Consider the following 17,932-nt stretch of genomic DNA (forward strand, 5'->3'; position numbering starts at 1 on the left):
AAGGGCGGGCCCGATCCATGGGATCGGGCCCGCCCTTTCTGCGGTATCAGCTAGTGGCTGAGGCTCTTCTGGTCGGAACCGGCTTCGATGGCCTCGTGGTGGCCATGCGCATGCGCGGCTTCGAGCTCTGCAGGGGTTGCCGGGACAACCCTGTCCTCGAAGAACCACTTGGAGAGAGCGGCGCGGCGCTTTTCCTTGCGGGTGACCACACCGTGTTCGTTCGGCTCCGCGGGCAGCGGGGCCGGGGACTCGAAACCAACAAGCTTGTAGCGCTTGTACTCGTCGAGCGGCGCGTGAACCTCGATGAACTCACCGTGGGGGAGTCGCACAATGCGGCCGGTTTCGCGGCCGTGGAGTGCGATTTCGCGGTCCTTGCGCTGCAGGGCAAGGGCGATGCGCTTGGTGACGATGAACGCGATAACCGGGCCCACGAAGAACAGTGCACGCAGCCAGTACGTGACATCGTTCAACGAAACGTGGAAGTGCGTGGCGATGAGGTCGGAGCCTGCTGCTGCCCACATGACGCAGTACCAGGTGAAGCCTGCGACGCCGATGGCCGTACGCGTAGGAGCGTTGCGGGGACGATCGAGAACGTGGTGTTCGCGGTTGTCCTTGGTGATCCAGCGTTCGATCCACGGGTACATGAAGAGCACCGTGAAGATGATGCCTGCCGGGACAAGGGCCGGAAGCAGGACGTTCAGGGTCAGGGTGTGGCCGAAGATGATGTATTCGAAGTGGAACCCATTCACGACACCGGGCATCAGGCGCAGGGCGCCGTCAACGAACCCGATGTACCAGTCAGGCTGCGTACCAGCCGAGACGGGCGAGGGGTCGTACGGACCGTAGTTCCAAATCGGGTTGATGGTGAAGGCGGCTGCCATAAGTGCCAGGACGCCGAACACGATGAAGAAGAAGCCACCGGCCTTTGCTGCATACACGGGGCCGAGCGGGTAGCCAACAACGTTGCCGTCATTGCGTCCCGGGCCCGGGTACTGGGTGTGCTTGTGCACAACCACCATGAAGAGGTGGACGACGATCATCAGGAGGATGAGGGCCGGCACCAGCAGGATGTGCAGGACATAGAGGCGGCCGATGATGGCCGTGCCGGGGAATTCTCCGCCGAAGAGGAAGAACGAGATGTACGTACCAATGACCGGGATGGACTTGATCACGCCGTCGATGATGCGGAGGCCGTTACCGGACAGCAGGTCATCGGGGAGGGAGTAGCCCGTGAAGCCTGCAGCCATCGCGAGGATGAGCAGGACGCCACCAACAACCCAGTTCATTTCACGCGGTTTGCGGAATGCACCCGTGAAGAAGACGCGGAGCATGTGGACACCGAGGGAGGCTACGAACAGCAGGGCTGCCCAGTGGTGTACCTGGCGCATGAAGAGGCCGCCGCGGACATCGAAGGAAATGTTCAGCGACGAGTTGTAAGCCACGGACATTTCGACGTTGTACAGCGGCGTGTACGAACCCTGGTAGTGCGTTTCCGCCATGGAGGGATCGAAGAAGAACGTCAGGAACGTTCCGGACATCAGCAGGATGACGAAGGAATACAGCGCCACCTCACCGAACATGAATGACCAGTGGTCGGGAAAGACCTTGCGACCAAATTCGCGCAGGATACCGGAGCCACCTACACGCTCGTCCACGAAGTCGGTAAAACGGCCAACCTTGGTCTTCGCTACGAAGGGGGCTTCAGCTGTTGATGAGGCGCTCATGCTCGTCACGCTCCCAGTAACTCGGTCCTACAGGTTCTTTGAAGTCGCTTGTGGCGACGAGGTAGCCCTCTGCGTCAACTGCGATAGGCAGCTGGGGAAGCGGACGGCTGGCCGGTCCAAAGATGACCTTGCATTCCTGCGTGAGGTCGAACGTGGACTGGTGGCAGGGGCACAGGAGGTGGTGGGTCTGCTGCTCATAGAGAGCAACGGGGCAACCAACGTGCGTGCAGATCTTGGAGTAGGCAACAATGCCGTTGTAGCTCCAGTTTTCGCGGCCCTCTGACGGGTGCAGGGAGTTGGGATCAAGGCGCATCAGCAGAACAACGGCCTTGGCCTTCTCGTTCAACTTGCCCTCGTGCAGTTCGTTGAGGCCTTCGGGAATGACGTGGAAGGCAGAACCGATGGTGACATCCGAGGCCTTGATCGGCGTACCGTCAGGGTCACGGGTGAGGCGCTTAAGCTTGCCGCCCTCAGGAGCCCACATGGTATGCGCGAGCTTGTCGTCGGGGCGGGGCCCGAGGTCACCGAAGATGGCCAACGCCGGAAGCGGTGCCAAGGCCACAGCACCAAGAAGGGTGTTGCGGATCAGCGGGCGGCGCTTGATGCCGGTTTCTTCGACGATGTCATCCACAATGCGGACGGCAGCCTGGCGGTCGTCCTCCGTACGGATGGCGTGGCGCTCTTCCGATACTTCGTGGTCCGGCATGAGCGCCTTGGCCCAGTGCACAATGCCCGTACCGATGCCCAGCATGGCGAAGGCGGTGCCCAGGCCAAGCAGCAGGTTCTGCGTACGGATCGTCGCAATGGTGGAGTCCTCGCCCAGGTCGATGGCGAAGTACGCCACCAGGAAGACCAAGGTACCGATGACGGAAATGCCAAACAGAATGGCTACCTGACGCTCGGCGCGCTTTGCGGCTACCGGGTCCGTGTCAGCCAGGCGCAAACGATGCGGAGGAAGACCAGGATCCTGGAACTTCTCCACCTCATTCTGACCAGCCGTAGCTACGGTGCCCGAGTGGTTCGGACTGCCGTCACTATGGTTGCCCATAATTCGCCTCATCCTTCTCTCGTTGTCCCGGCCTGCGCCGGGTTTGTTTTCAGTTCAAAACTGCTGTCAGTGCAGCAGGAGGTTTTTTCCGTCTGGATCAGGACGTACGGGACGTCAGCCAGATGGTGAATGCGATGATTACGCCAAGGCCGGCGACCCACACAAAGAGGCCTTCGGACACCGGACCGAGCGAGCCAAGGTCGGCGCCGCCGGGAGAACCGTTGGCTTCGATGGTCTTGAGGAAGGTGATGATGTCGCGCTTGTCTTCCGGGGTGACGTTCGAGTCGTTGAACACGGGCATGTTCTGCGGGCCCGTGGCCATTGCTTCGTAGATGTGCTTGCCGGTGACATCGGCAAGGGCGGGTGCGAACTTACCGCGGGTAAGGGCACCGCCTGCGGCTGCGGCGTTGTGGCACATTGCGCAGTTCACGCGGAAGAGCTCGCCACCCTTGGCAGCGTCTCCCTTTTCATCCAGGAGGTGCTCTTCCGGGATGGCCGGGCCGGCGCCGAGGGATGCGACGTAGGCTGAGAGCTGCGTGGTCTGCTCGTCGTTGAACTGAACGGGCTTCTTCTGGGCCTGCGGGCCATTCATCTGCATGGGCATACGGCCGGTGCCAACCTGGAAGTCAACTGCTGCTGCACCCACGCCGACCAGCGAGGGGCCGTCCTGGGTTCCGCTTGCACCCATGCCGTGGCAGGTGGCGCAGTTGGCGGCAAAGAGCTTGCCGCCTTCTTCTACGTCACTGGCGCTGTAGCTCGTGGTGTCGGCCTTGGCCTGGTTGACGGAAGTGGCAATGGCGTAAAGCCCACCAGTGAGGAGGAGGCCCATCAGCAGCAGCGCAATGGCTGCCAGTGGGTGACGTCGCTTCTGCGAGAGTGCCTTCACGTGGTGGTTCCTTTATTCGATCCTGCGTCGGCTCCGTGAGCCGCTTCTTGAAATTCTGCCTCTTGTAGAAAAAGAGTCAAAGCCGGCTACTTGAGAACGTAGATGACCAGGAAGAGGCCGATCCACACGACGTCGACGAAGTGCCAGTAGTAAGAGGTGACAATCGCCGAGGTAGCTTCAAAGTGTCCGAACTTCTTGGCTGCGAAGGCGCGGCCGATGATGAAGAGGAACGCGATCAAACCGCCAATGACGTGGAGGCCGTGGAAGCCGGTGGTCATGTAGAAGGCGGAACCGTAGGCGTTGGAGGACAAGGAAACGTGCTCGGAGACGAGCATGGCGTATTCGGTGGTCTGTCCTGCTACGAAGAAGGCACCCATGATGAAGGTGAGGATGAACCATTCATTCATGCCCCAGCGGGTGAACTGGAAAGGTCCGCCCAAACGGCGCGGTTCGAGCCGTTCGGCTGCAAAGACGCCCATCTGGCAAGTGAAGGAACTGGCCACGAGGACGATGGTGTTTACGAGCGCAAACGGGAAGTTGAGCTTGGCCGTCTCTTCGGCCCACAACGCTCCGGAGGTGGAGCGCAGGGTGAAGTACATGGCAAAGAGGCCGGCAAAGAACATCAACTCACTGGACAGCCAAACAACGGTTCCAACAGAAACCAGGTTTGGGCGGTTCAGCGTCGGGTGCGCCGGGGTACTGGGGGCATGGGTCGCAGATGTCACAAGGACATTATGTCTGTAAAAGTCCAGAGTTCCCAATGCAAACCACCGTTTGGGGAGACTTTTTCTACAAAGACGCGAAATCGCGCGGAAAAGTTCCCGGGCAGGTTCACATTGGTCATCGGCGCGGCTCGGTCGATAGCATCAGTGAGTGACTTCTCCGGCATCGGCACCTGCAGCCAGCAACACCTGGCCAGGGCTCATCTCTGCATTGATCAACGGCGACGACCTTGCGGTGGGAAACACGGAGTGGGCCATGAACACGATCATGGCCGGTGATGCCACTCCCGCCCAGATCGCGGGCTTCCTCGTGGCCTTGCGGGCCAAGGGTGAGACTGTCGAGGAACTGGCAGGCCTGGTGGAAGCCATGGTCCAGAACGCAAACCCGATAGAAATCTCGGGGGAGAAGCTGGACATTGTTGGCACCGGTGGCGACCGGCTCAATACAGTGAACATTTCCACCATGGCGGCCCTTGTTGCTGCGGGCGCAGGAGCCAAGGTTGTCAAGCACGGGAACCGTGCCGCTTCCTCCGCCTCCGGCTCGGCTGATGTCCTGGAAGCCCTCGGGGTCCGCTTGGACCTTTCCATCGAGCAGGTGGCCCGCAACGCGGAAGAGGCGGGAATCACGTTTTGCTTCGCGCAGGTCTTCCACCCGTCCTTCCGTCACACGGCCGTGCCGCGCAGGGAACTCGCCGTCCCGACGGCCTTTAATTTCCTGGGCCCGATGACCAATCCGGCACACGTCCAGGCTTCCGCCGTGGGCGTGGCCAATGCCCGTATGGCCCCCCTGGTGGCAGGCGTACTTGCACGTCGTGGCAGCCGTGGGCTCGTCTTCCGGGGTGATGACGGGTTGGATGAGTTGACCCCCACCGGCCCGTCGACCGTCTGGGAGATCCGGGATGGCAGGGTGACGGAGCAGGTTTTCTCGCCGGCCGACCTTGGAATCGGTCCTTCCACCGTCGCGGACCTGCGCGGCGGCGATGCTGCCGCGAACGCTGCTGTGGTCCGCGAGATCCTCGACGGGAGGACCGGTCCTGTGCGTGACGCGGTGCTGCTGAATGCTGCAGCCGGACTGGTGGCCGTGGACGGGTCCGCTGAGGGGACGCTCGTGGACCGGATGAGGGCCGCGTTCAGCCGGGCTGCGGAGTCTATTGACTCGGGTGCTGCCGCAGGCGTCCTGGCCAAGTGGGTTGCACTGAGCCGGAGCTAAGGCCCCGGCGCGTCGGAGCAGGGTGTCAGCTTGCCGGCTACTCGAATCCGAGTGCGAAAGCCGCGTCGAGATCGTGCTGCGAATATGCCCGGAAGGCGATGTGCGTGGTGGTGTGGACCACCGACGGCACCTTGGACAGGCGGTCGGCGATGACATCCGCCAGGTCTTCGTGCTTGGAGACGCGGGCCACCGCAATCAAGTCCCACTCGCCGGTCACTGAATAGACCTCGCTGATGCCTTGAATGGCCGAGATTTGTTCGGCAGTTTCCGGGATGCGCGAAGCGTCGGTCTTGATCAGGACAAATGCGGTGATCACGTGGGGCCTTTCCGAAAAATGCGTCATTGCGGACGCTCTCCAGCGTAGTGCATCGGGCCTGTTCGGCACCCTGTCAGGAGCGGCGCTGGCGTTTCCGTGCGAGTCTGCCGGTCATCGCTGCAATCCCTCGGAAACCCAGGAGCAGGAAGCCGAGGGCAAGCAGCGCCACGATGACGAAGGGCAACACTACGGTCTGGCCTGTGAGGGCCCTGAGCGCCATTCCCACAACAACTGCTCCCAGCCAGACAGCCACTCCCGAGGGCCAGATCGCAAACGGCCTGGCCCAAACACGCAGCGCCAACCAGCCCAACGCGGCGCCCACAAGGAACGGCCACGCGGTAAGGAACGATCCGCCGATGATGTCGCCACGGGCGTGCGCGTCGCGGCCAATGGCGGCGAAAACGAGGATGAGGACAAGGTCTCCGGCGGCAGCGGAAATCCACCACTTCTTGGGGGTAGGCATGCACCCGACACTATCTTTGCCTGGCGGATATCGCGAAGCCGGGTGATCCCCTTGATTGGCGCGCTCCTTACCGGGGACGATGGCTGCGGAGGAAGCGGACAGGCCAAGGTGGAGGTTGATCATGCGATTCATTCAAGTAGCCCAACGCGCCGAGGACCTGGACCGGGCAGCGGCGTTCTATTCGGCTCTCCTGGGGAAAGGCCCACAGGCGGTTTTTGATCCTCCAGGCTTGTTGTTCTTCGATGTCGGTGGCGTCCGCCTGCTCCTGGAAAAGGGCGCTCCATCGGCGCTGGTGTACCTGGAGGTGGCGGACATCCACTCGGCCATTGAGGGCATTCGGGCCAGGGGAGTGCAGATCATCGCCGAACCGCACGTCATCTTCGTCCATGAAGACGATCGGCTTGGTCCTGCGGGATCGGAGGAGTGGATGGCGTTCATCGAGGACAGCGAGGGAAATACGGTAGGCCTCGTGAGCCGGATCCGGACGTCCGGCGACTGAGCGGCGTCGCCATCAGGGTTCGGTGACCCGTGCCGCCGTCGGGCATTGTTCCGAAGGTGCGGGAGCGCTAGCCTCGAGCGGGGGACGACCTGTCCCGTTGACCTGGAGGACTGAGATTATGCAGAAGATTTCCACCTGTTTGTGGTTCGACGGCCAAGCGGCCGAAGCGGCGGAGTTCTACACATCGACCTTTGACAATGCGGCCATGGGCCAGTCCATGCCCGGCCCCGACGGCAAGCCCCTCACGGTGGAGTTCGAGCTTGAGGGGCGGCAATTCATGGCCCTGAACGGCGGCCCCGCCTTCACGTTCAACGAGGCCGTCTCCCTGGTGGTCAACTGTGATTCCCAGGAAGAAGTCGACCGCTATTGGGACGCACTCCTGGTGGGTGGCGAGGAGAGCATGTGCGGGTGGCTGAAGGACAAGTTCGGGCTGTCCTGGCAAGTTATTCCCAAGGGATTCACCGAAGTCCTCAGCGGGCCCGACCCCGAGGGCTCCAGGCGCGCCATGGAGGCCATGATGAAGATGCGCAAGCTGGATATCATCGCCTTGCGGAAGGCTTACGACGGCGACTGAAAAGTCCGGGGGACAGGCGCCTGAAAGCGCTGCTAGCATGGCCGCACGGCGACAAGCGCGCCGACCACAACCATGAGGAGAACACTGCAATGACATCGCGCCTCAACCCTTACATTTCGTTCCGCGACAACGCCCGGGACGCCATCACCTTTTACGAATCCGTCTTTGGCGGAGAGCTGAACATCAGCACTTTCGGTGACTACCAAGCCAGCCAGGACCCCGCCGAAGCCGACAAGGTCATGCACGGCATGCTGGTCTCGCCCAATGGCCTGACGCTGATGGCGGCAGATACCCCGAACGGCATGGAATACAACCCGGGAAACAACATTTCCGTTTCCCTCAGCGGGGAGGCTTCGGACGATGCCGAGCTCCGTGGCTACTGGGACAAGTTGGTGGAGGGCGGGACAGTCACCATGCCGCTCGAGAGCGCCCCGTGGGGCGATGTCTTTGGTATGTGCGTGGACAAGTTCGGCATTGCCTGGCTCGTCAACATCGCAGGTGAACAGCAGGCCCAGCAGTAGTACAAGCTGCCTCGTGTGCCCTTCCCGGAAATCCGGGGAGGGCACACTCGCAGGAGGAGCAACCTGGGCCGAGGAGGAATGAGTGTTGCTGGACAGTATTGGGCGGCAGGTAAGGCGGGTCCGCCGTGGTTGATACGGGCCGCTTCCGTGCCCTGCTGGAGCGGGAGCGGGCCGCGAAGCTGGCGTTGCTGGGAGCCCTTCGTGGCGACATCGCCTCGGTCAGCGCAGCGAGGCTCGACTCGAATGTGGATGATGAACACGATCCCGAGGGCAGCACGATTGCCTTCGAACTTTCGCAAGCCTCCGCCCTGATGGAACAAAGCCGGGTGGGCCTGGGACACATCGAGGAGGCGTTGGCACGTATCGCTGACGGTACTTACGGCGTGTGCGCAGTCTGTGGCGTGGAGATACCGGAGGGGCGCCTGGAGGCCCGGCCCTGGACGCCTTACTGCGTCAACCACGCCTCATCGGGGCGTTGAGCGCGTCGGAATACTCCACGGGTCATTTTAGTTGCAGCTTCAAGTAATAACCGCGTACGGTTAAGTTAAAGCTTCAACTAATCACGAGGAGAGCCCATGACCGCCACGCTTGAAGGCACTTTTGGCCCTGCGGCACAGGCCCAAGCCACCCTGCGGCAACGGGTGACTGTGCCGCTTCGGTTTCCGGATGGGTACGCCACCACGGCGGAAATCATGACCTTCCATGGGCTCGTGGACGGCGAGGAGCATCTGCTGCTGGCATTGGGCGCCTGGGAGCAGGCGCTGTTGGGGATGGATGGAGGCGTCGACGCTCCATTGGTGCGGCTCCACAGTGAGTGCATGACGGGTGACATCTTCGGGAGCGAGCGGTGCGACTGCGGACCGCAGCTCCGCGAAGCCGTGGAAAAGATTGCCGCCGCCGGTGGATTCCTGCTTTACCTGCGGCAGGAAGGCCGGGGCATTGGGCTTTACTCCAAGCTCGACGCATACGCACTTCAGGATGCCGGCCTCGATACCTACGATGCCAACGTGGCCCTCGGCCGCGGCGAGGACGAACGCGACTATGCAGCGGCCGCCCAGATGCTGAAAGTGTTGGGTGCCTCGTCCGTGAGGTTGCTCAGCAACAACCCGGACAAAGGGGCGCAGCTCCGGGCCCGTGGAATCACCGTGGTGGAGAACGTACCCACTGGCGTCCACCTGTCGGGGTCCAACGAGGCATACCTGACGGCGAAGCGGGACAAAACCGGACATACGCTGGAACTGTCCGGGGCCGCCGTCGAACGTCAACCTGGCGAGGACGCAGCGGGCCTGCTGGACCGTCTCGATTTCATGCTCCCGGCGCTGCGCGAACGGGCCGGAGAAGCTGAGCAACTGCGGAAACTTCCAGAGGCCACCATTGCGGAACTGGCAGATGCCGGAGTCTTCCGGATGCTGGCTCCGGCGGCTGTGGGTGGATACGGTCTGGGAGTTGCCACCTATGGGGAGGCCATCCGGCGGCTGGCCCGGGGCTGCGCCTCAACGGCCTGGACCGCAGGCCACCTGGCCGAACATGTGTGGATGTTGGCCCGCTGGCCCAGGCAGGTCCAGGACGAAGTATTCGCGGGCGGGCACATGCCCTTGGCTGCGGCCACTGGTGCTCCTCCCGGAACGGCCATCAAGGCGCAGGGAGGTTTCAGCATCTCCGGGCACTGGAGCTTTGCATCGGGAATCATGCACTCCGAATGGGCGTTGTTGGCGGCGGTCAGCGAAGGCCGGCGCGTCCAGGTGCTCGTCCCCGTGCGGGACCTCGAAGTGCTGGATGTGTGGCACACCTCGGGATTACGGGGTACCGGCAGCAATGACGTGGTGGCGGAGAACGTCTTCGTGCCGGCGCATCGGGTGATGGACTGGGAGCAATTGAGCGCCACGAACAATCCCGGAAGCGAGCTCCATCCGGACCCGCTGGTGCACGCTCCCATGGCTACGCTCCTGAACCTCGTTGCTCCATCTGCCGCGTTGGGAGCTGCCGAGCAGGCCCTGGACCTCTTCCGCGAAACGATGATGGTCCGCAAAGTGAAGAACACCACCGGGAACCGGCAGGCGGATTCCGGCCTTGCGCAGTCACGGTACGCCCAGGCCTACGGCCTCGTAGCCACGGCCCGGCTCCACTGGGATGAAGCCTTGGGGACACTCACGGCAGCCCTCGCCCGGACTGATGCGCCGTTGACCGATAAGGAGCGGGCCGGCTACAGGTTGTCCTTGGCGCTCAGCGGGGAAGCCTCCGGTGGCGCCGTCCGCCTCATGGCTTCACGGTCGGGTGGCAGCGCACACCGGTTGTCCCATCCGCTCCAGCGGATCCAACGGGACGTGGATGTGCTCCTGAACCATCCGACCCTGAGCCTGGACCCTGTACTTGAGCAGGCCGGGCGTGGGCTCCTGGGGCTGGGGCCGACCGTTCCGTCCTTCTAGGCTGCAGGACCCGGTTGCCACTCATCCCGCGCGGTTCCGTCATCGGTTGCGGCCGGAGCGGTTGTTGACCGATCCGCGGCGGCCGACTGCCGTCGGCTGGCGATGAGGAACGGGACGGCAATGATTTCGATGACTCCGGCCATGGCCAATGACGCCGGGTAGCCATAGAGGTCGGCGCTGCGGCCAAGCAAGGGTTGCACCACGACGCCACCGCTGGATCCCATGAGGGAATCGAAACTCAGGACGGTAGCGCGTTGCTTGGACGGGATGAGGTCGTTGACGTAGGCCTGGCGCACGGGGGTTGCGGCAGAACCCACCACGGCCCACAGGGCCAGGAGCACCAAGGCAACCCAGAAGACCCGGGTGAATCCCAGGACAAGCAGGATGACGGCGCCCACCACGCTGCCCAGGATCAACACGGACGTTCGCTTGTGGAAGAGCCTGCGGGCGAACGGCGCGAGCCAACCTCCCAGCACCTGCGAACCGGCCACGATCGCCGCTGCGAGTCCGGCAATCGAATAGGCGCGCGGGTCGCCGAACAAGTCCAGCAGATAGGGCTGCAGTGCGTAGAAGACATAGATTCCGACGCCGGAGCTGAAGGGCGCGGCGAGCATCACGTAGCGGACGGGCGGGTTCTTCAGGCCGTTGTCGATGGACGCGGCCAGGACTGCCCGCGTCGCCTCCAAAGGGTGCGTTGACCGCTCTGGTGAGAAGCCGACGTCGTGCATCAACCACAAGGCGACGGCGAACATTGCCACCAAAACCAGCACGCGCAACAGGAACGGCACCCCAAGGTTCGTGGCCTGCGCAATGACGCCACCTGCCACGGAACCGATGAGCATGGCCACGCCTTGAACCATCTGGCCCCGGCCGAGCACGGTCTCGAGACCGCCTTCATAGCCCGAGAAACGGAGCGCGTCCACCAGCCAGGCCTCCACCGCGCCGGAGAAGAACGTGAACCCAAGGCCCAGGAGGACGGAGACGACGGCCCACATCCAGAACGGTGCCGATATTTGCCACATCACGTAGTACAAATATGTTGACGCCGCCAGGGTGATGGTGCCGAGCAGGAACGAGACCCTGCGTCCCCAGCCATCTGCAACCACCCCGGTGGGGACCTCGAACAGCACCATCCCGGCCGTAAAGAACGCGTTCGCGGCGAAGGCCTCGAGGTTGCTGAGCCCGGCATCGAGGAGGAACAAGGTGTTGATGCCCCAAATGAAGGAGGCCGCGATGGTGTTTCCCAGTGTCAAGGTCAGATAGACACGCTGGATCCCGCGGGCGGCATCGTTCATGGTGTCGCCGCTGCCTTCGGTGCGAGGGTGGGCCACGTGCTTATTCTCGTACCGTTGTACTCCCTGCGCCAGAGTTTGATTCCGATGCTTGCCAGGGTTGCGGCACGCAATCCGGATGGCACCGACCCTTTAGCTCACTGGCACAAATGATCCAGTGTTTCCTGGGCGGCGGAGACCATTTGCGAGGCATAGAGTCCTATGCGCCTGTCCACCACAGCGTCGTCCGCATGGGCAGGCAGCGGCGGAAGGGCCAGTCCCATGGTGACCTGGCTGCTGCCGTCGTCGCTGCTGATGGACGCTGAAAGGTAGCCGAAGACGGTGCCGGTGTTGCCGTACCTGTGCCCGGCAGCGCAGCCCACACTGAAGCGCTGCAGGCCAAGGCCGTAGTTGCCTGTGCCTGTCTCCTTCATCTCCCTGACCAGCCCGGGCGGGACGATGCGGCCGGACAAGAGGCTCCGGTAGAAGTCATTGATGTCCGCGGTGTTCGATACCACGCCGCTGGCCGGGGACCCCACCAAATAGGCGGCCTGGGTGACGTCCACTTGATCGCTGCCGTCCATGACATAGCCATGGAGGCTGTCCCTGGCTCCGCGGTCAGTCCCGGCGAGGGCGGTCTTCCCGAGGCCGACGGGGCGGAACAGGTCATCCTGGAGAACCTCGGCAAGGGGACGCGAACGGACATCCTCGATCAACAAGCCCAAGGCGAGGTAATTGGATTCCGAGTAGTTGAAGAACCCGGTGTTAAACGACTCCCACGGCAGCTTGGCAGCCAACCGCAGGCCATCCCGCATGGTCAGCCTGGACTGCAGTGCATCCCGGATGTTTCGCCCATTGAACAGTTCTCCGGAGAAATCGGGCAGCCCGGAGGTGTGGTTCAGCAACTCCCGGACCGTCACGATGCCCGGCGGTTTCAGCTCGGGCACCAGGCGGCCGAGGGCATCATTGACCGGCCCATCCAGGTTCAGGCGTTGCTCGGCGACAAGTTTGAGGACCTCTGTGGCAACCATCGACTTGGTCAGGCTGCCGACGGCGAACCTGTCAAGGGGCCTGGCAGGTTCGTTGGTGGCGAGGTTCCGGACACCGTAGGCTTTGGACCATTCACCGCCGGGCCAACGGACCTGGACAACAACCGAGGTCACGCCGTCCTCCAGGAAATGGAGGACTGTCCGTTCGAGCGAATCCGTTGTCCCCGGCGCCGGGGCAGGCAGTGGCGACGGCTCGGGCGGGCCGGCCGTGCATCCGCCAAGGAACCACAAACTGAGCCAAAGGGCCAGCAGGAACCTCCCGCGCCTGGAGGCCATATGCATGTTCTACGCCCGGTTCCGCCCGAAAACCAGCGCCCCTTACATGTGGCGAACGGGGCTTGGAGACATTTCCGCAGCCTGCCTCAAGGCTTCGATCATGCTGCCCACCTCCACGATTCCCTTGCCCGCGATGTCGAAGGCGGTGCCGTGGTCCACTGAGGTGCGGATGACGGGGAGGCCGACGGTGATGTTGACCCCCGCTTCGATTCCCAGCACCTTGACCGGGCCGTGGCCTTGATCGTGGTACATGGCCACGATGAGGTCGTAGTCCCCGCGTCCGGCCAGGAAGAAAGCTGTATCCGCGGGAAGGGGCCCGCGGGCATCGATGCCGTCCGCCTGGACCTTTTCGATGGCGGGAGTGATCTTTTCTGCCTCTTCACCGTATCCAAAGAGCCCGTTCTCGCCTGCGTGGGGGTTGATGGCGTCGATCAGGCCGGTGTGCGGACCGGAGAGAGCGTGCTGCTCGACGGCGGATCCACCGTGGGTGCCTTGGCGCACGCCTTGCGCGGCCTCGAATCCTTGACGATCACCACCCCCGGGGTGAACACCTTGCAGGAGCTGCAGGATTCGCCGGGGGTGGTGGTGAACTGTCTCGGTGGCCGCTTGCGCGAGGTCAGCCAGACGTTTGTAGGTCCCCTGGCAGAGGCTGCGCTGGAACGGATGACGTTCGACTAGGTGTTCCTGGGGGCCGACGCCGTCACCGCAGACGACGGCTTGTGCGAAGCGGACCATGAACAGACACGGCTCAAGGAGTTGATGGCCCTAGTGCCAGAGCCCCAGCGCGAACTCGGCGATCACGGCCGAGAGCAGGAAGGACGCCGTTATGGCCACGAGGCCCACCGGGATGATCTTCCAGCCGATGTTCCGGAGCAGCGGAATGTCCTTGCCCAGCGAGAGTCCGGCCAGGGTCAGCATCACGGTGGCGATGGACAGAAAGTCAACGGTCTTGACGGCCTCATTCAGGACGCCGGATCCGAAGAACCAGGGGCTCGAGATATAGGCGCCGATGGTGGTGATGAACACGATCGCGGAAATCTTGCGGGTGACTTTCGCCAGGAAGATGCTCACCAGGACTAAGGCCAGCATGATGCCGTAGCCGGCCAGAATGGAAAGGCTGAGTCCCTTCGCGGCCACCGCGGCAGTTCCCACGCCGAGGACGGTCAGCACGGAGAGCGAGAGCCACAGCGGCAACTGCATGTGGGCCGAGGACCTGGCTACTTCTTCACGGAAGCGGCGGTTCTCTTCCGCCTGCGCTTCGTTGCCATTGACGACGGCGGTGCCCTGGGTCGGTGCCTCGGCGGCCCCCACGGCGACCTTCTGCTGTTCCTTGTTCCGGGTCAGGAACTTGTAGAACTTGTCGGCCAAGGGAAGCGCGATGAAGATGCCCACGTAGACACCCAGCACGGTGGTGATGAGGTTGGAGACGGCAGCCATGCCCAGGATCGCTTCCTGGTCGCCGGGGTAGGCGGCCACGATGGACGCCGCGGACGCTGCCATCATGGAACCCGAGCCGACGCCTGCACCCATGGCCAGGGCCAGCGGGTCGAAGATCTTCCAGTTGGAGACCAGCGAGGTGAGGAGGGTGATGAAGACCGCTCCGAACAGCGTGCCGAAGACGTACATGGCCAGGACACCGCGGTACTGGTCCGAGTCGGGGCCGTACTTTTCCGAAACCATGGCAAACGACGGTTCACGGTCCAGGGAGAAGGTGGCGCCGACAGTGGCCTTGCCCATGCGCAGCAGGACGGCCAACGGGAGGGCCAGGACGATGGTGCCCAGGAGGTGTCCAATCTCCTGCAGCAGCAGGGCAGGACCCGCCTTGATGAGGCTCGGGAGGCTGGGACCAATGTTGAATGCAAGCCGGGCGACCAGGAGCAGCACGGCAACACCCACCAGGGCAGAAGCCACGCGCTGAAGGTCAAGGCCGAGGGGCTTGAACTTCTGAATGGAGACGAGGAGGCCGAGGATCAGGCCCCACACCATGGGGAAGATGATGATGGCGCCGATGCCGAGATCGATTTTGGCTTGGCCGATGAACTGAACAGCAAGGGCGATAACAAACGCCAGCGCGGCAACGGGAAGTGTCAGCCGGGGACCGGCCTTGTCCGTCCGCGCAGTTTGGGTGCGGGTGCTCATGATGTTGCTTCCTGGGTCAGGGCTTCGCCGCGGTAGACCGCATTGACGAAGCGTTCTCTTTGTTGGGGATGTGTGGCTGCACCGGCGACGGTCCAGGCCAAGGCCACGGCGGCTTCGAACATGACGCCGTAGGCCTCGGGAGTGTTGGCGAGGGCCGCAAAACCGTGTGAGTGGATGGGAACGTCGGCGCCGGGAATGCTCAGCCACGGATGCAGTGACGGGATGACCTGGGAAATGTTGCCCATGTCGGTTGAACCACCGCCCATGCCGGCGGATGGAGACGTGTCTTTTCCGAAAGCGTCCATGGCCTCGGTCCAGTGGGCTGCGAGGTCGTTGTCCTGCAAAAGAGGTTCGTACAAGGGTTCGGCGGCACTGATCTCAAGGGTGGTTCCCGTGGCGAGGGCGGCTCCCTCGAAGCAATGCTTCACCCGCTCCAGCAATGCCTCGTACTCGGGGAGAGTGAATGCACGGCATTCGAAGGGCACCACGGCGTGGTCCGGGATGATGTTGGTGACGTGCCCGGCTTCAGCCACATAGCAGGCAATCCGGTGGTCACTGGGGATCTGCTGGCGGAGCAGGCCGATGGCCACCTGGCTGAGGACGGCCGCATCTCCCGCGTTGACACCAAGGTGTGGGGCGGCGGCCGCGTGGGCAGCCTTGCCCGTGAAGACGGCCTCGTACCTGCCTACCGCCTGCGCCGTCGTCCCGGCCGGGTTATACGTGACACCGTCCTGGACCGGGTGGACCATCAAGGCCAGGCCCACGCCGTCGAAGGCACCGCGTTCCAACATCAGGGCCTTGCCGCCGCCGTGTTCCTCTGCCGGGGTGCCGATGGCCTTCAACGTGATACCCAGCTCATCCACATGCGGAAGGAGCGCCAACGCCGCGGCGACTGACGCGCCGGCGATCAGGTTGTGGCCGCAAGCGTGCCCCACGGAGGGAAGAGCGTCGTATTCCACGCACAGGGCGACCGTCAGGTCACCGTTGCCCGCAGTGGCAGTGAAGGCGGTAGGGAGCCCTGACGTGCCCTCAATGACGTCGAATCCGGCCTCAGCCAACAGCGCGGCAATGTTCGCCGCTGCCCGGACTTCCTCGAAGGAGATCTCCGGATTCGCGTGGAGGTCCTGAGAGAGGGCGTGGACGCGGGGACGCCAGGTATCCACGCCCTCTTGGAGTGCTGCGCGCAGGGTGTCCCTGGCCGGGCTCGTTGTGGTTGCTTCCATGGTTCCTCCTCTTCGCGTGCCGTCGGCCTCAGTAGGACAAGGACGGGAACGGGGTTCCCGCCGCCCGGGTGGGAACCCAGATGGCCTTGGTCTGCGTGTACTCGTCCAACACCCCCGGGCCCGACGAACGGCCGTGGCCCGAGTCGCCAAAACCGCCGAAGGGCACGGCCACATGGATGGTTTTGTACGCGTTGATCCAGAAGGTACCGGCCTTGACCTCACGGGCCACGTGATGGGCCCGCGACACGTCGGAGGTCCAGACAGCTCCGGCGAGGCCAAAGTTGGTGTTGTTCGCCCGGGCGATCGCTTCTTCCTCGGTATCGAAGGCATCCGCGCCCACTACCGGGCCGAAGACTTCGGTGGTCTCGAGCCGGTTCGACGGCGTTACGCCGTCCAGCAGCGTTGGCATGACCCAGTGGCCGCCCGCCAGGGCCGAGCCTGCCAGCGACTCAGGGAGGTTTCCGCCCGTAACCCGGCGGCCGCCGTCGTTCATTCCCGCTTCGATCAGCGAGGTGACGGTAGCGAATTGCTGGGGAGTGATGATCGGACCCACCTCGGTGTCAGCATCCAGCGGATCGCCGACGCGCAGGCGGGCAGCGCGGTCCGCCACCAACTCCACGAAGCGGGCGTGAACGCTGCGTTCCACCAGAAGGCGGGAACCAGCAACGCAGGACTGGCCGGCGCCGGAGAAGATCGCCGAAATGGCACCGTCGGCCGCCCGTTCCAGGTCGGCGTCAGCGAAGACGATGTTGGCGCTCTTGCCACCCAGTTCCAGCAGGGCCGGGATACCGGCCTCGGCAGCGGCAACGGCGACGCGTCGGCCGGTGGGAACCGATCCGATGAAGCTTACTTTGCCTACCCGGCGGTCCGTCGTCAGGGCGGAGCCGACCGTCTGGCCCAGGCCCGCGGCGACGTTGAACACGCCCTCGGGAAGGCCTGCGTGGTGTGCCAATTGGGCGAGCCGCACGGTGGAGGCGGGCGTGAACTCGCTTGGCTTGATGATCACGGAGTTGCCTGCCGCCAGGGGAGCAGCGGAATTCCAGCCAGCCGTGAAGAGCGGTGCGTTCCACGGAGTAATCGCCACCACAACACCCCATGGCACGCGTTCGGTGTACGTGTTCCAGTTGCCGGGAACCGGAATGGTCTGGCCGGTGAGCTTATCCGCCCAACCTGCGTAGTAGCCGAACATTTCGGCGACCTTGGCCGCTTCGACCCGGGCATCGCGGATGGGCTTGCCTGTGGTGGCGGACTCGAGGATTGCCAGTTCCTCGGCGTGCTCCTCCACCACCCGTCCCACGTTGCGCAAGATGGCGGCGCGTTCAAAACCGTTCAGTTTGCCCCAGGCCGCTGCGCCGCGCACAGAGCTGTCCAGCAGGACGTCAGCGCCTTCCTTTCCGGGGTCTGCGTAGCTCGCGAAGGGCTCGCCTGTTGCTGCTGCGGTGAGCGTGATGGTCTCGCCGGAGCCGGTCACTACTGCGCCGTCAATGAAGGCGCCCAGGCCGGCGGGGAAGGCGGCGTCGAGGACTGCACGGGCTGTGGCCGTGGAAGATACGGTGGGGACTGTGGTGATGCTCAAAGTAGTTCC

At 63.6% G+C, this 17,932-nt stretch carries 19 protein-coding genes; 7 read left to right on the plus strand and 12 right to left on the minus strand.

What is annotated here, in order from left to right:
- Positions 1-50: 50 nt before the first annotated feature.
- The 4 genes from ACFVSJ_RS13250 to ACFVSJ_RS13265 form a co-directional block, all read right to left on the minus strand.
- Positions 51-1,724 (minus strand): cytochrome bc complex cytochrome b subunit, encoded by a 1,674-nt coding sequence (locus ACFVSJ_RS13250; RefSeq protein ID WP_387437254.1) that lies wholly within the window; start codon positions 1,722-1,724, stop codon positions 51-53.
- Positions 1,702-2,772, minus strand: a complete 1,071-nt coding sequence (locus ACFVSJ_RS13255; RefSeq protein ID WP_387437255.1) for a Rieske 2Fe-2S domain-containing protein — start codon at positions 2,770-2,772, stop codon at positions 1,702-1,704. Before ACFVSJ_RS13255 ends, ACFVSJ_RS13250 begins: the two co-directional genes overlap by 23 nt.
- A 97-nt stretch (positions 2,773-2,869) precedes the next feature.
- Positions 2,870-3,658, minus strand: a complete 789-nt coding sequence (locus ACFVSJ_RS13260) for a c-type cytochrome (RefSeq protein ID WP_387437256.1) — start codon at positions 3,656-3,658, stop codon at positions 2,870-2,872.
- A gap of 86 nt (positions 3,659-3,744) precedes the next feature.
- The gene (locus tag ACFVSJ_RS13265; protein WP_387437257.1) at positions 3,745-4,383 is read right to left on the minus strand and encodes a heme-copper oxidase subunit III; all 639 of its coding nucleotides are present in this window, start codon (positions 4,381-4,383) and stop codon (positions 3,745-3,747) included.
- 148 nt (positions 4,384-4,531) lie between these two features.
- On the opposite strand from ACFVSJ_RS13265, the gene trpD reads away from it, so the two are divergent.
- Positions 4,532-5,590: an anthranilate phosphoribosyltransferase gene (gene trpD / locus ACFVSJ_RS13270; RefSeq protein ID WP_387437258.1), complete on the plus strand. Its 1,059-nt coding sequence runs from the start codon at positions 4,532-4,534 to the stop codon at positions 5,588-5,590.
- 37 nt (positions 5,591-5,627) lie between these two features.
- On the opposite strand, the gene ACFVSJ_RS13275 is transcribed toward trpD, so the two are convergent.
- Positions 5,628-5,906 (minus strand): Lrp/AsnC family transcriptional regulator, encoded by a 279-nt coding sequence (locus tag ACFVSJ_RS13275; RefSeq protein WP_018777675.1) that lies wholly within the window; start codon positions 5,904-5,906, stop codon positions 5,628-5,630.
- A gap of 73 nt (positions 5,907-5,979) precedes the next feature.
- A complete protein-coding gene (locus ACFVSJ_RS13280) occupies positions 5,980-6,369 on the minus strand; it encodes a DUF3054 domain-containing protein (RefSeq protein WP_387437259.1) in 390 nt (129 codons plus the stop codon).
- A 121-nt stretch (positions 6,370-6,490) separates the two neighbouring features.
- Between ACFVSJ_RS13280 and ACFVSJ_RS13285 the strand changes: the two genes are divergently transcribed.
- From ACFVSJ_RS13285 to ribA, 5 genes are all read left to right on the plus strand, one after another.
- Positions 6,491-6,868 carry a VOC family protein gene (locus tag ACFVSJ_RS13285; protein ID WP_387437260.1) on the plus strand — a complete coding sequence of 126 codons (378 nt, stop codon included), beginning with the start codon at positions 6,491-6,493 and terminating at the stop codon, positions 6,866-6,868.
- A 118-nt stretch (positions 6,869-6,986) separates the two neighbouring features.
- Positions 6,987-7,442 (plus strand): VOC family protein, encoded by a 456-nt coding sequence (locus ACFVSJ_RS13290; RefSeq protein WP_387437261.1) that lies wholly within the window; start codon positions 6,987-6,989, stop codon positions 7,440-7,442.
- Positions 7,443-7,531: 89 nt separating this feature from the next.
- Complete coding sequence (locus ACFVSJ_RS13295) at positions 7,532-7,963, plus strand: VOC family protein (protein ID WP_387437262.1); 432 nt, start codon at positions 7,532-7,534, stop codon at positions 7,961-7,963.
- Between the two features lie 125 nt (positions 7,964-8,088).
- Positions 8,089-8,442, plus strand: a complete 354-nt coding sequence (locus tag ACFVSJ_RS13300) for a TraR/DksA family transcriptional regulator (protein WP_387437263.1) — start codon at positions 8,089-8,091, stop codon at positions 8,440-8,442.
- A gap of 96 nt (positions 8,443-8,538) precedes the next feature.
- Positions 8,539-10,389, plus strand: a complete 1,851-nt coding sequence (gene ribA, locus ACFVSJ_RS13305; RefSeq protein WP_387437264.1) for a GTP cyclohydrolase II RibA — start codon at positions 8,539-8,541, stop codon at positions 10,387-10,389.
- Here ribA and ACFVSJ_RS13310 read toward each other — a convergent pair.
- From ACFVSJ_RS13310 to ACFVSJ_RS13320, 3 genes are all read right to left on the minus strand, one after another.
- A complete protein-coding gene (locus ACFVSJ_RS13310; protein ID WP_387437353.1) occupies positions 10,386-11,684 on the minus strand; it encodes an MFS transporter in 1,299 nt (432 codons plus the stop codon). The two genes, ribA and ACFVSJ_RS13310, sit on opposite strands and share 4 nt — an antisense overlap.
- A gap of 134 nt (positions 11,685-11,818) precedes the next feature.
- Positions 11,819-12,985, minus strand: a complete 1,167-nt coding sequence (locus tag ACFVSJ_RS13315) for a serine hydrolase domain-containing protein (protein ID WP_387437266.1) — start codon at positions 12,983-12,985, stop codon at positions 11,819-11,821.
- A gap of 42 nt (positions 12,986-13,027) precedes the next feature.
- Entirely contained in the window at positions 13,028-13,486 is a 459-nt protein-coding gene (locus ACFVSJ_RS13320) for a PdxA family protein (protein WP_387437267.1), read from the minus strand.
- Here ACFVSJ_RS13320 and ACFVSJ_RS13325 point away from each other — a divergent pair.
- Entirely contained in the window at positions 13,469-13,663 is a 195-nt protein-coding gene (locus tag ACFVSJ_RS13325; RefSeq protein WP_387437268.1) for a hypothetical protein, read from the plus strand. The genes ACFVSJ_RS13320 and ACFVSJ_RS13325 overlap by 18 nt on opposite strands.
- A gap of 87 nt (positions 13,664-13,750) precedes the next feature.
- On the opposite strand, the gene ACFVSJ_RS13330 is transcribed toward ACFVSJ_RS13325, so the two are convergent.
- Genes ACFVSJ_RS13330 through ACFVSJ_RS13340 form a run of 3 tightly spaced genes read right to left on the minus strand, consistent with a single transcriptional unit; the run spans position 13,751 to position 17,923 of the window.
- Positions 13,751-15,124, minus strand: a complete 1,374-nt coding sequence (locus ACFVSJ_RS13330) for a DUF3100 domain-containing protein (RefSeq protein ID WP_387437269.1) — start codon at positions 15,122-15,124, stop codon at positions 13,751-13,753.
- Positions 15,121-16,347, minus strand: a complete 1,227-nt coding sequence (locus ACFVSJ_RS13335) for an amidohydrolase (protein WP_387437270.1) — start codon at positions 16,345-16,347, stop codon at positions 15,121-15,123. Before ACFVSJ_RS13335 ends, ACFVSJ_RS13330 begins: the two co-directional genes overlap by 4 nt.
- A gap of 28 nt (positions 16,348-16,375) precedes the next feature.
- Entirely contained in the window at positions 16,376-17,923 is a 1,548-nt protein-coding gene (locus ACFVSJ_RS13340) for an aldehyde dehydrogenase family protein (RefSeq protein ID WP_387437272.1), read from the minus strand.
- Positions 17,924-17,932: the final 9 nt, after the last annotated feature.

The sequence above is a fragment of the Paenarthrobacter sp. NPDC058040 genome, assembly GCF_042885775.1.
Taxonomy (GTDB): Bacteria; Actinomycetota; Actinomycetes; order Actinomycetales; family Micrococcaceae; genus Arthrobacter.

What these genes read in the sequence shown, in the direction of transcription:
- ACFVSJ_RS13250 (WP_387437254.1), bottom strand. Translation starts at nt 1,724, where the DNA reads ATGAGCGCCTCATCAACAGCTGAAGCCCCCTTCGTAGCGAAGACCAAG.
- ACFVSJ_RS13255 (WP_387437255.1), bottom strand. Translation starts at nt 2,772, where the DNA reads ATGGGCAACCATAGTGACGGCAGTCCGAACCACTCGGGCACCGTAGCT.
- ACFVSJ_RS13280 (WP_387437259.1), bottom strand. Translation starts at nt 6,369, where the DNA reads ATGCCTACCCCCAAGAAGTGGTGGATTTCCGCTGCCGCCGGAGACCTT.
- ACFVSJ_RS13285 (WP_387437260.1), top strand. Translation starts at nt 6,491, where the DNA reads ATGCGATTCATTCAAGTAGCCCAACGCGCCGAGGACCTGGACCGGGCA.
- ACFVSJ_RS13290 (WP_387437261.1), top strand. Translation starts at nt 6,987, where the DNA reads ATGCAGAAGATTTCCACCTGTTTGTGGTTCGACGGCCAAGCGGCCGAA.
- ACFVSJ_RS13295 (WP_387437262.1), top strand. Translation starts at nt 7,532, where the DNA reads ATGACATCGCGCCTCAACCCTTACATTTCGTTCCGCGACAACGCCCGG.
- ribA (WP_387437264.1), top strand. Translation starts at nt 8,539, where the DNA reads ATGACCGCCACGCTTGAAGGCACTTTTGGCCCTGCGGCACAGGCCCAA.
- ACFVSJ_RS13310 (WP_387437353.1), bottom strand. Translation starts at nt 11,684, where the DNA reads ATGAACGATGCCGCCCGCGGGATCCAGCGTGTCTATCTGACCTTGACA.
- ACFVSJ_RS13315 (WP_387437266.1), bottom strand. Translation starts at nt 12,985, where the DNA reads ATGGCCTCCAGGCGCGGGAGGTTCCTGCTGGCCCTTTGGCTCAGTTTG.
- ACFVSJ_RS13330 (WP_387437269.1), bottom strand. Translation starts at nt 15,124, where the DNA reads ATGAGCACCCGCACCCAAACTGCGCGGACGGACAAGGCCGGTCCCCGG.
- ACFVSJ_RS13335 (WP_387437270.1), bottom strand. Translation starts at nt 16,347, where the DNA reads ATGGAAGCAACCACAACGAGCCCGGCCAGGGACACCCTGCGCGCAGCA.